This is a genomic window from Marinicellulosiphila megalodicopiae (genome assembly GCF_045862395.1).
Classification (GTDB): Bacteria; Pseudomonadota; Gammaproteobacteria; order Pseudomonadales; family Natronospirillaceae; genus Marinicellulosiphila; species Marinicellulosiphila megalodicopiae.
This window is the reverse complement of sequence record NZ_AP023087.1, coordinates 3397083-3409776: the sequence shown is the minus strand read 5'-3', so window position 1 is coordinate 3409776 and position 12694 is coordinate 3397083. Positions and strand designations below refer to the sequence as shown.

The window sequence follows — 12694 nt, the reverse complement described above, 5'->3', positions numbered from 1 at the left end:
ATGGGATTGATGAATTGGAGGTTTTGCTATGAGTTGGCCTTTAGTTGCTATTGAAGAGTTCTGTTCTACAGGAAGTGGTGGTACTCCTTCTAGAAATAAAAGTGAATTTTATAATGGGTCGATTCCATGGATCAAGTCTGGTGATTTAAGAGAAAATGTTGTGACTCAAGCATCGGAATTTATTACTCCAGAAGCTATAGAAAAAAGCAGTGCAAAATTAGTAAAGAGTGGTGCGATTTTATTAGCAATGTATGGCGCAACTGTTGGCCGAATGGCATTGCTAGGGATAGATGCCGCTACTAATCAAGCAGTATGCAATATTATTCCAGATGAAGAAAAAGCATTTCCTAAATATGTATATTATGCATTGTTAAATAAAGTTCCTGAATTTATTAACAATGCATTTGGCGGTGCTCAACCAAATATTAATCAAGGAATGATTAAATCAACAAAAATAATATTCCCCCCACTAGCCGAACAAAAAAGAATCGCAGCCATTCTCGACAAAGCAGATTCAATCCGCCGAAAACGCCAGCAAGCCATTCAACTAGCCGACGACTTTTTACGCTCAGTGTTTTTGGAAATGTTTGGTGATTTATCAAAAGATAAAATGACTAGATTTGGTGAGGTCGTAACTTTGGATGCAAAAATGGTTGACCCTAGAGGGCCAGAATATATTGATTTACTACATTTTGGGCCGGATCGAATTGAGAAAGGAACGGGTAGATTATTACCTGCTCTAACAGCAAGAGAGGAGAAGCTAATAAGTAAAAAATTTCTATTTGATGAGAGTTATGTGCTTTATTCAAAAATACGACCTTACTTAAAAAAATGTGCTCTGGCTAATAGTATTGGTCTTTGTTCTGCAGATATGTATCCAATAAAACCAATTGAAGGAAAAACAACTAGGGAATTTATTTGGTTACTTCTATTATCAAATATATTTACAACCTACACCAAAACACTTCCTGATAGAGCAAGTATCCCGAAGTTAAATCAAGCAGAATTGGCTAGTTTTGAATTTTGTCTTCCTGAATACAGTCGACAAAAAAAGCTTTCAAAAATAGTAAGAGCAATTATTGTAATGAAAGGGAAAGTTGAAAATGATCTTCATGAGAGTGAAAGTTTATTCAGTTGCCTAAATCAAAAAGCCTTTCGAGGAGAGCTTTAAACTGGCAGTATTCTTATCAGGATGTTGAAATTTAATCCTGCTAAATTTTTTCAAACTGTATCTAAGGGAATATTATGATTAGCGAAATTCAAATCAACCCACCTGTTGCCACGTATCAGGAAATGGCAGTACTCAGCGATCTTCGTGCCATCAATTATATTTTTGGCTCTAATGGCACAGGAAAAACAACCATTAGTCGTGTCATTGCCCAACTGATGGGGCATGAGCATTGCCAGTTAATTTGGAATGGTGGAGTCCAGCTTGAGACGATGGTTTACAACCAAGATTTTGTAGATAGTAACTTTAATCAAGATGGGCCTTTGCAAGGTGTATTCACTTTAGGTGAAAATCAGGTTGAAGCTGAACGAAAAATTGCTCAATTAAAACCTAAAATTGAAAAAGAAGAAGAAAAAATCACTAGCTTAAATATTCAATTGGACGGTGATGATGGTATTTTAGGCAAACGAAAAGAGTTAACCGACTTAGAGCCAGTATTAAAAGAAAAATGCTGGAAACAAAAAGAGTTACATGACTCATATTTTGAAAAGGCATTTGCAGAATCAAGTGTACGTGGTAATAAAGAACGATTTAAACTAAAAGTATTATCCGAAGTTGAAATCAATACTGCTGAATTACACGATCTTGAGACTATAAAAGAAAAAGCGCAAACCGTGTTTTTAGAAAATGCTACTTCTGAATCGTTACTTGAAGAGCTGTGTGCTGATGAAATTATTAACACTGAGTCGAATTTAATACTTCAAAAAGTTATTGTCGGAAATCAAGATGTTGACATTGCTTCATTAATTGAACGATTAGGCAATAGTGATTGGGTGAAGCAAGGACTTAAATATCATGAACAAGATACCTGTCCATTTTGCCAGCAATCAACGGATCAGCACTTTGCTAATAATTTATCTGAATTCTTTAGCGAAGCATATGATGATGACATTCAAATAATCAAAAATTTACAATCAAATTACCAAAGTGCATATGATCAATTAATAACAGATATACAAAAAAATATAGATCTAAATAATACATTTCTGAATTCAGAATTATTTGATTCTCAGGTTCAATTACTCCGTCAAAGCTTAAAAAATAACCAGGATAAATTGGCAAAAAAACTAGAAGAACCGAGTAGAAAAATAGAATTAGAAAAAATTGAACCAATATTAACTAAATTACAAAAATTTGTAACTGAAGCAAATACAGCTACCAACACTCATAATACAACAATAACAAATATAAAGAGTGAGAAACAAACGTTAATTGCTCAGATTTGGAGCTTTATTCTAAATGAATTAAGTGCAGACTTGAAACAATACACAAACTCAAAAAAGCGCTTAGATGCAACTATTTCTGGAATGGAAAAAGGCCTTGAAGATACAGAAAGAAGACTTCTTTTGTTACAAAATCAAGTTAAAGAATTAGAAAAACAAACTACTTCAATTCAACCAACGATAAAAGCCATTAACGATTTATTGAGAAAGTTTGGTTTTCATTCATTTTCACTTGGTGAAACTGATGAAAGCAAACACTATCGGATTATTCGCTCCAATGGTGATGATGCAAGTCATTCACTCAGTGAAGGTGAAAAGACTTTTATTTCATTTTTATATTTTTACTATCTAATAAAAGGTGCACAGTCATCAACTGGTTTAACATCAAGTCGCATAGTGGTATTTGATGATCCTATTTCATCATTAGATAGCGATATTCTATATATTGTGAGTAGTTTAATAAAAGGTGTTATGGAAGAAGTTAGGAATAAAAACTCACAGATTAAACAGTTATTCATTCTCACGCATAATGTGTATTTTCATAAAGAAATTTCTTTTAATCAAAAAAGAAAACCCGGAAATCTTTTAAGTGAAGAGAGTTTCTGGCAGGTTAAAAAAACAGGTGAAGGTTCAATAGTTTTACGTTGCGAGACCAATCCAATACAAACTGCATATGAATTGTTGTGGGAAGATGTAGCATCATCAAATGTATCAAGTATTAACCTACAGAATACATTACGCAGAATTTTAGAAAACTATTTTACGATGTGGGGTGGGATGAAAAAAGATGAAATATGTGATCTTTTTGATGGGCGCGAAAAAATTATTTGCCAATCCCTGTTTTCATGGACAAACGATGGGTCTCATTCGATACATGATGATTTATACATAAATCAAGGTACACAAACAAATGAAGTATATCTTCAAGTTTTTCAAGATATTTTCGATAAAGCGGGTCAAATTGGACATTACAATATGATGGCAGGTGTGGTCGAATGTATAGATGAAGAAATAATTACTGAGCTGGGTATATAAAAAATGAAACTAACAAAAATATCATTAACAAACTTTAGATCATTCAAAGACACTCAAACTATAGATCTATCCCAAGTCACTGTATTGGTAGGCCCAAACAGTGTGGGTAAAAGTTCTATTTTGATGGCTTTGGCTTACGTACAACAGATTTTAGAAAAAGGCCATTGCGACCCTCAGACTTTGGACGCTTCAGGGAATAATAGAATTGGTGGATTCCAGTCATTAGTTAATGGTGGTGATCTTGATAAGACTATAAGAATTAGTTTAAAAGCAGAATTAAGTAATATTGATATTTTTGGGGCGGACGATGAAGATTATGACTATTTATCATCACTATTTGGTGTGGAAAAAACAATTGAACTTAATGATGTGGCCGCTGATATTAATGCGTTTGAAATCGAACTAGAAATAGCTTGGTCTAAACAATCTGAAACTGCTTTTGTGAAAAACGCTAGAATTTGGTTGAATAATAAATTTTATGCTCGTATTGAATCCTCACCTAATGGTAAAGACACTAAAATTATTGAACTAAATACACGCCATAATCTTTTGCTAAATGAATTTGAACAAAGCATGAGTAAATGGACAGTGGCAGATATGAAAGAAAGTTTTTTCGATTATCCGGAATCAAAAATAAGTAAAGCTGATAAGTTTACGAAGTTAGGAATTGATTTAAGTGAATTTGAACAAGCCCTTGAGAATCATTCACTTGCAATGTTACCAGATAATAATACTAAAATTGACATTGAAGAAAATAAAACCACTTCAATATTTGAATTATTTATTCCACCAATCCCTATAAAATGTGAAGGTTTTGGATCTATTCCAAACACATTATGTGATTTTTCAAACTCTTTTAAAGGTTCAGAATTAGAGCCTAATGAAATATATGTCAATTATCGAATGTTAAATAATATATTTACATTAACCTGTTTAAAACCTTTCGATCATTTGAAAAAAATACTCAAGAAAAATGCAGCGATTGGACCAATAAGAATAATTCCTGATAGCAATTTTTTGCCTAATGCAAACATTGAACAAAAAGCATGGTTTGATGGAACAGCTGCATGGGATTTAATATACAAATCACCCAATAAAGAAAATAAAATAGAACAATTACTGTCCAAGTGCTCTCATTGGCTGGGTGAAAATAAATTAAAAACAGGTTATGAATTAAAGTCCGATAGTTTGGCAAAAAGCATAAATTTAGAAACACCAACAAATAATAATGTGCTAAACAAACAAATAGTAAGATTCTATGAAAAACAAACTGGACATTATTTGTTTTCAAATCAATTAGGCACAGGAATATCTCAAATGCTCCCGTTGTTGGTTGCATCCATATATGACAACCTAAATTTTGTAAGCATAGAACAACCCGAATTACACATACACCCTCGTTTACAAGTAGAGCTAGCAGATCTATTTCTAGAAAACAGAAACAACAAATCATTTCTAATAGAAACCCACAGCGAACACCTAATATTAAGACTACTTAAAAGAATACGCCAAACAACAGATGGTGAGTTACCTGATGGAATTAAACCAGTTTCTACAAAAGATGTATCGATTGTTTATTTAGATCCATCTGAAAATGGTGTGCAGGTTAAAAAATTAAGAATTGATGATGATGGAGAGTTTATAGATCGTTGGCCAAAAGGGTTTTTTTCAGAGCGCAGAGATGAGTTGATGTAATGATTTATGAATATGCAATTGAACCTGAAATAATTATTGAATGGTCTAAGAATACAAGAGATTTTCGTGAGTTTTTTGATAAATATGGATTAGGTAGCCCTAGAATTTTCAGCAGTTTCCCTAAAGGGAAACCTAATAAATTAAGAACATATTTATTAGAAAATGGACCAGATGAAAACAAACGTTATATTGAAATGGTGAATTATTTAATTAAATCATTAGTTTTACGAAGCGGTAATTGTTCAAATGAAAAAGATTGGGTAAAAAAAGTGGTACATGAAAGTAACCAAAAACCCTTTGGTGTTGTTCTAACTAATACCTCATTAGGGATTCAAAGAAGCGTCACTTTAAGTTCAATGTATGATCTAGAAAGCTTATGGCATCATAAAGATCAGAAAAGTATACAAAGAACAAGTGATGGGATTTCATCTGTAATTTCAAATTTATTTAGTTTATCAACTAAGAAAATAGTAATTATAGATCCATATGGCTGGACTTCAGATTTCATTAAACAAATCCAGATACTTATTAATGATATTAAAATGGGTAGGATTAATAACGAATTACCTAAAGTAATTGTTTATTTTCAAAAAAGTAAAAAGGGAGATAACCCAAACGCAGACTACGTAAGCGATGAAATTATTAAAGGTCTTAGTGAATGTGTTGAAAATTTTACTATAGATGTTTATGAATTAACTGAGAATGATAATAGTGATGAATTTCATAATAGGTGTGTATTAACTGAACATGGAGGTGTTATGTTAGGGCATGGTATAGGCATTAAAGGTGAGGAGTTCAAAACTGATGATGCTGTATTATTGAAAAGTGAAATTTTTTATAAAAAATGGGATCAATTTGTAGAAAATAATACTTTTGAAGTGGTTTCTCGATCAACTACAAATATATAAAACCAGGAATAAAAATGAAAAACCAATCTAATAGTAAAGATAATTCAAAATATAAGTTTAATAATGCAGTGTATGGTAAAGGTCAATTGGTTTTAGCTGTAATTAGGAAGTACATTGAAGATAATAATCCAAAATTAGAAGAGATACTAAATGAGTTTTCAAAAAAGAAGCTTTCTAATAATGAATGTCTCATTTCCCAAGATCAGCATAAAATAAGAAAAACCAATAGTAATGATGCAAAAAAACGATTTTTTGAAAATTCGGATGATATTTTAACTACCAATGGCGGAGATAAAGTATTAGTATCAAATCAATGGAGCAAAAATAATATTGATATTTTTATTAATTATGTTGATAAATATGGATATAAAATTGATAAAGTTAATGATGATTTAAGTCTTATTGAACTATTTGAAATTTATATAAAAAACCCAAGTTCAGAGTGGATTAAACAATATAATCAGGTTTATGAACAAGTTTTAAAATATAAGAATAATCAGCCTGAAGAATTTGACCTACCGTTTATAAAGAATTTATGGAAAACAGTTAAAAACGGAGTCTCTTCAGTCAGCCCCGGTAGTTTAAGTGAAAAAGAATACAATAAATTATTGCCAGAACTCCCTGATATTACTAAAAGAATATTAGAGTTACCTACAACGGAAACTTTAAGTTATGTTTACAAATGGGCAAATCAAGCTAAAAAAGACAGTAAATTTACAACTATAAAAAGAAGTGTAATTAACAGGGTTTTTTCAGCAATAAATCCAGATGAAATTTCAACAATATTAAATAACGATGCATTGGGAAAATTTATTGATGAACTAAATCATAGCTATTCATTAAATATTCCTCAATCAAGTAATTGGATAGATAGAAATATAGCATTAAAGAGAGAGTTAACTGAACATGGTGTACCCAATAATGATCCAATATTAGTTAATACTTTTATTTGGTATTTATATGAAAAGTTAAAAATAACAAATGAAGAATCAACTGATAACTTAATTGATTCTGAAACTAAAAATAATAATGGTATTCATTCGATGAAAAATTCGCCACTCAACCAAATCCTATACGGCCCACCAGGAACAGGTAAAACATACCATTCAATTGACACTGCTGTACAAGCTGCAGAACCCACTTTTGATTTACATAATGCTACCCGTAATCAAATAAAACAAAAATACGACGAGTTAGTTTCAGATGGCAGAATTCGTTTTGTGACTTTTCATCAAAGTTATGGTTACGAACAATTTGTAGAGGGATTAAGTGCACAAACTGAAGGTGGGCAAATTAGTTATGATGTAATGCCCGGTGTGTTTAAGCAAATTTGTGATAAAGCAAAAATGTTCAGTCAGTCAAAGACAGTTAAAAATTCAGATAATTTTGACATGTGCTGGGATGAATTTCTTGAACAATTAGAAGATTCAGAAAATGGAATAAAAGTACCTACTGTGTCTGGAAAATCGTTTATTAATATTTATGACATTAATAACGAAACGATTCGATTTGATAAAAAAGTTGGAAAATCTACTCATTCGCTAAAAGTGTCAACTTTAAAATCTATTTTCAATCAAGAGCGTGAATTAAAAGGTGGTTTAAGTGGTTATTACCAAGCTCTAATCAAATTTTTAAAACAATTAATTACCGACGATTCTAATACTGAATTAAAAAGGGAAAATTTCGTATTAATTATCGACGAAATCAACCGTGGTAATATCTCAAAGATATTCGGTGAGCTAATCACATTACTTGAACCCTCTAAGCGCAAAGGCCAACCAGAAAGCGTTGAATTAGTATTACCCTATTCAAACGAACCATTTTCAGTACCTGATAATCTTTACATTATTGGCACTATGAACACCGCGGATCGTTCATTGGCTATGATGGATACCGCATTACGTCGTCGTTTTGATTTTGTCGAGATGATGCCACAACCTGAGTTATTTTCAGGAAAAATTGTGAATGGCATTGAACTAGATAAAATGCTTGAAGCAATAAATAAACGAATTGAAGTACTTTATGATCGTGAGCATACACTGGGTCATGCGTTCTTTATGCCTGTTGTTGAAAAAATGAATGGTAAGGATCAGAATCAAAAGGAAGCGTTTATTAAACTTCAAAATGTTTTCAAAAATAAAATAATCCCATTATTAGAAGAATACTTCTTTGAAGATTGGAATAAAATTCGATTGGTGTTGGGTGATAATCATAAAGAGTCTAGTCTTTTAAGTCAGTATGAATTCGTGAAAACACAAACGTATAAATACAGTGATATTTTTGGTAAGAATCATTGTTTAGAAACTTATGAGGACAAAACAACCACTTATAAACTAGCCGACTTTGACGATGAAAATTCTGCATGGCATGAAAAAATTGCTTATCAAGCAATATATGACACTAATGTTTTGCCAAAAGAAAAGAAAGACTCAGATTTAAAAAATGAAGCATCAAACTAATGTTATTGGTCAAAGAGCAAAAAACAGTATTTGAATTTGGTTATCTAGGTTGTGGAGAAAAGGCAAAATCCTCTAACGTGATTGAAGAGATATCTAAATCAGCCTATCAATACTTAAAGAACCTATGTTTATGCGATGAATCGGAAAGTCGATTTTTACGCATTAGGCAGTTAGATAGCTGTGAAGTATTACAGGTCAAAAACTATGCGGGTGTGATATTCACACCCGATGGTACTCAAGTAGAAGTATTACCCAAGGTCGCTAAACATCAATCAAAAGAAGAAGGCAAACAAGCCTCTCGTGACTCCTTATTGATGATGTTAAAAGCATTAAAACAATTCAGACACCTACAAACCCAAAATGCGAATCTATCAAAAAACAAAATGCCGCTGTTAGAGGTATTTATAAGCCAGTTTCTAGGTGCAGTTAATACATTGGTTAAGCGAGGTTTACGCAGTGATTACAAACGAAAAGAAGACAACGTAGGCTTCTTAAAAGGTAAGCTACTGCTAGGAAAACAAATACAGCATAACTTCATCAACAAACATAAATTCTATATAGAATACGACGAATACCTACACGACCGCCCAGTTAACCGTTTGGTTCATAGCGCATTAAAAAAAGTCAGCAAATATAGCCGAAGTGCTAACAATCAAAAAATGACCCAAGAGTTGTTATTCGCCTTTGCAGAAATACCTGAAAGCAAAAACATCAAACAAGACTTCTCAAGCATAAAGCTTGACCGAGCAATGAACTACTATGAATCACCACTAGCATGGGCGCGATTAATACTAGAAGGATTCTCCCCCTTAACCATGCAAGGTAAAAACAAAGCCTTTTCATTGTTGTTCCCAATGGAAGCTGTATTTGAAAGTTTTGTTGCTAGTACACTTAAAAAACAAATGATGGATGGATTTAACCTAAAAACACAAGCAAGTTCAGAATATTTAGTGATTCATAAGGATAAAGATCTATTCCAATTAAAACCCGATTTAATGATTCAATCTATTAAAGCAGGAAGAAAAAATGATAATGTATGTGTATTGGATACAAAATGGAAAATGATCAACGAAAACGACTCGAAAAATAAATATGGACTATCACAATCAGATTTTTACCAAATGTTCGCCTATGGCCATAAGTATTTAAATGGTGAAGGTAACCTGATATTAATCTACCCAAAACATGAAGATTTTGAAAATCCTATTGAGAAAAGTTTTTATTTTGATAATGAAGAAAAGTTAAGGCTTTGGATTGCACCGTTTGATGTTAGCAAAACCTGTCAAAATAGAATCGATCTTTCGCATATTGATGAAAAATGGATAACAACAAGGTGTTAATTGGGGATGAAAATATACTTAGATCAGAATGTACTCACAGAACTTAGGCCTAGAAAACTAAATCAAAATCTTAACGAAGTTAAAGATATTAGACGAGCTATAAGCTTAAAAATTCTGAATGAATTTCTAAAATATAAAGAAGTAGATGTTTGTTATTCTCATATTCATTTAGAAGAAATAGATCAGATTGAACTCAAAGATAAAGTAAAGCAAGAAGGGTTCAAAGAAGAGCATATTGAATTATTGGATTCATTTAATGCCAAATTTCTAGATGCAGAATTAATATACAATGAGGACTCTGTAAGGCGTAGATGGAACAACTTTTTACAAAATAAACAAGATAATACTAGATCCGGATTTGATGATATTGCTGATGTAATGGATCAATCAATGAGGGGGCTGATGGGGTTAAATACTTTAGATCCAGTCATGAATAACTTATTAAGTTTATTAGAAAAAGCAAAAGAAATGCAATTGAGTACTGTCGATTCCTTTTTTGAAAAACCGAATGAATATAATGAATTATTAGATGTAGAAATGATTCGGCAAAGTATTAGTAACGAAATAGATTCGCAAATAAAAAATATGAAACCCGAAATGTTTGAAAAAATTGATTCGGTTAACTTCACAAGTAAAGAAATGCGCGAAGAAAATAAAGTTAAAGTCCCTGATCTACATTTAAAAGAAGAGAGTGAAGTAGTTGATTATTTGATCGAAAAATTATCATTTGATGAATTAGAAGCAATTCAAGAAGATACATTTAAAAAAGGCATGAATACAGAGAATAGAATTGTCATGCTTTATAATTTGTTAAACTCAGTCGATTACTGTAGAGATAAGTATGATCAAATCAATAAAAAGTATGATGGATTTAGAGCTTCAAAATACGATGGCTACCATATTTCGAAGGCATATAATTGTGATTTTATTATTAGTAACGACAAAGGTTTTTTACAAAAGGGTAATGCAATATTTAAGTCAAAAAAGATAAATAAGCCATGTATTATTTGTACATCAGAAGAGTTCATCACTAAATACATTGATTGGAACGATGAAAGAATGAACGATCTATTGGAACTTAATTGGCCAGGTCACACTAAAAATACGAAAATTACTATAAATATATGAATTTTTATATAAGCATAAAATAACTTATTATTTTTAAACCTGACCGAGGTGAATTTACTCCATAGTTGTAATCTATGTATATAAATCAAAGGTTTAACTAAATATTCCGATGCTGGCACAAGGCGTGCTATAAGTTAAAAATAAATAATATAATGAGGTTTTCCTCAATAAATATAGGACAAGTAAAATGAGTAAAGAATTAGCAGTAACCACGACACGTAAAGAAAAGCTAAGTCACTTAATAGAAGACCTACAAGAAGGTCTACTTGAGCGTGAACAACAAGTTAAATTATTACTACTTTCAGCAATATCAGGTGAACACCTTCTATTATTAGGCCCACCGGGCACTGCAAAAAGTGAATTGGCAAAACGTTTAAAATCTGCTTTTTTTGAAGCAAACTATTTCGAGAGATTATTAACACGATTTTCAGTACCTGAAGAATTGTTTGGCCCTCTTTCAATAAAAGCCTTAGAGGAAGATCAATACAAGCGTTTAACTCAAGGATACTTACCAAGCTGTACTGTGGCGTTTATAGATGAAATATTTAAAGCAAACAGTGCAATCTTAAATAGTCTATTGACAGTATTGAATGAGCGTCAGTTCGACAATGGTAGTCAGCGTATTGATATTCCACTTGTATCTATCGTAGCAGCGAGTAACGAGCTTCCAGAAGGCGAAGAATTAGCCGCGTTATACGATCGTTTTTTATTAAGAAGTTATGTCAATCCAATTAGTGATGATGCATTTGAAACTTTACTTACATCAGGTTCCATTAAGTGCAAACCTAGTTTAGATAATAAATTAAACCAAAACGATTTAAAGGACATTCAAGAAGGTGCAGAGCAAGTTAAATTAAGCTCATCCATATTGGATTTATGTAGAGAATATAGAGCACATCTAAATGCCAGTGATATTTATGTGTCTGATAGAAGATGGCGAAAAATTATTAAATTGTTGAAAGTTGCAGCAATTAGTAATGAACAAACAGAAGTAAGTATTTACGATGGCTGGTTAATCCCTCATTGTTTATGGCAGAAACCTGAACAGTATAATGAGTTAAATGAATTATTTGAAAGTAAGATTTGTTATTCAGGTGAATTTAATCCTAGCCAGCTCGTTTCTCAAATAGTTGTTTGGGAAGAACAATTGATAACTGAAAGTGTTGGCAGTGAACACTTAAAAGATAAGAATGGTAAGTTATTATATTTAAAACCTGATGGGACAAATACAACAAAATCTAAAGAAAAATTACTTAAGAAAAACTCCCGCGGAGAGCAATTGTATAAAGATTATCATGGAAGAGAAACGACTAGTGAATATGGTAATGAAGAAATTAAAGAAATGGTTAATTATGAACCATTATATTTCGATAGAACATATTCAAAAGCTCACATTGAAGGTCGTGTTACTGCTGTTACTACTTTAAAAAATGAAGTAACAGTTTTATTGAATAATTTAAGCTTTGAAGCTAAAAATGTTAGTAACAATCTTGAATCGAATATCTGGATTGATAATTCGTTAATTGAGGTAGCTAATAACGGTTTGCAGAATGCTATAGATGATGTAAATCAATTATTGAAAAGAAGTGATGCTTTAGTTGAAGGTTATGAAAAACTACCTTTAGAAATTGATATTGAAGCATCAATAAATGCAATAGAGTCATGATTTAAGGTGGAT

8 protein-coding genes are annotated in these 12694 nt (G+C 31.7%); all 8 read left to right on the top strand.

The features are described 5' to 3' along the window. Positions 1 to 28: 28 nt before the first annotated feature. The 8 genes from TYM08_RS14575 to TYM08_RS14540 all read left to right on the top strand — a co-directional run bounded on the left by TYM08_RS14575 (position 29) and on the right by TYM08_RS14540 (position 12682). The gene (locus TYM08_RS14575; RefSeq protein WP_422379880.1) at positions 29 to 1171 is read left to right on the top strand and encodes a restriction endonuclease subunit S; all 1143 of its coding nucleotides are present in this window, start codon (positions 29 to 31) and stop codon (positions 1169 to 1171) included. Between the two features lie 74 nt (positions 1172 to 1245). Then, the gene (locus tag TYM08_RS14570; RefSeq protein WP_422379879.1) at positions 1246 to 3486 is read left to right on the top strand and encodes an AAA family ATPase; all 2241 of its coding nucleotides are present in this window, start codon (positions 1246 to 1248) and stop codon (positions 3484 to 3486) included. 3 nt (positions 3487 to 3489) lie between these two features. Then, positions 3490 to 5181, top strand: coding sequence for an AAA family ATPase (locus tag TYM08_RS14565; protein ID WP_422379878.1), 1692 nt, complete (start codon positions 3490 to 3492; stop codon positions 5179 to 5181). Further along, a complete protein-coding gene (locus TYM08_RS14560) occupies positions 5181 to 6089 on the top strand; it encodes a hypothetical protein (RefSeq protein WP_422379877.1) in 909 nt (302 codons plus the stop codon). The genes TYM08_RS14565 and TYM08_RS14560 overlap by 1 nt, the downstream gene beginning before the upstream one ends. A gap of 14 nt (positions 6090 to 6103) precedes the next feature. Further along, positions 6104 to 8548: an McrB family protein gene (locus TYM08_RS14555; RefSeq protein WP_422379876.1), complete on the top strand. Its 2445-nt coding sequence runs from the start codon at positions 6104 to 6106 to the stop codon at positions 8546 to 8548. After that, positions 8548 to 9888: an McrC family protein gene (locus tag TYM08_RS14550; protein ID WP_422379875.1), complete on the top strand. Its 1341-nt coding sequence runs from the start codon at positions 8548 to 8550 to the stop codon at positions 9886 to 9888. The genes TYM08_RS14555 and TYM08_RS14550 overlap by 1 nt, the downstream gene beginning before the upstream one ends. 6 nt (positions 9889 to 9894) lie before the next feature. Beyond that, entirely contained in the window at positions 9895 to 11016 is a 1122-nt protein-coding gene (locus TYM08_RS14545) for a hypothetical protein (RefSeq protein WP_422379874.1), read from the top strand. Between the two features lie 187 nt (positions 11017 to 11203). Further along, positions 11204 to 12682 (top strand): AAA family ATPase, encoded by a 1479-nt coding sequence (locus TYM08_RS14540; protein WP_422379873.1) that lies wholly within the window; start codon positions 11204 to 11206, stop codon positions 12680 to 12682. Positions 12683 to 12694: the final 12 nt, after the last annotated feature.

Bases quoted from the DNA above. Each gene is read 5' to 3' on its own strand.
- TYM08_RS14545 (WP_422379874.1), top strand. From the start codon at position 9,895: ATGAAAATATACTTAGATCAGAATGTACTCACAGAACTTAGGCCTAGA.
- TYM08_RS14560 (WP_422379877.1), top strand. From the start codon at position 5,181: ATGATTTATGAATATGCAATTGAACCTGAAATAATTATTGAATGGTCT.
- TYM08_RS14565 (WP_422379878.1), top strand. From the start codon at position 3,490: ATGAAACTAACAAAAATATCATTAACAAACTTTAGATCATTCAAAGAC.
- TYM08_RS14540 (WP_422379873.1), top strand. From the start codon at position 11,204: ATGAGTAAAGAATTAGCAGTAACCACGACACGTAAAGAAAAGCTAAGT.
- TYM08_RS14550 (WP_422379875.1), top strand. From the start codon at position 8,548: ATGTTATTGGTCAAAGAGCAAAAAACAGTATTTGAATTTGGTTATCTA.
- TYM08_RS14555 (WP_422379876.1), top strand. From the start codon at position 6,104: ATGAAAAACCAATCTAATAGTAAAGATAATTCAAAATATAAGTTTAAT.
- TYM08_RS14570 (WP_422379879.1), top strand. From the start codon at position 1,246: ATGATTAGCGAAATTCAAATCAACCCACCTGTTGCCACGTATCAGGAA.
- TYM08_RS14575 (WP_422379880.1), top strand. From the start codon at position 29: ATGAGTTGGCCTTTAGTTGCTATTGAAGAGTTCTGTTCTACAGGAAGT.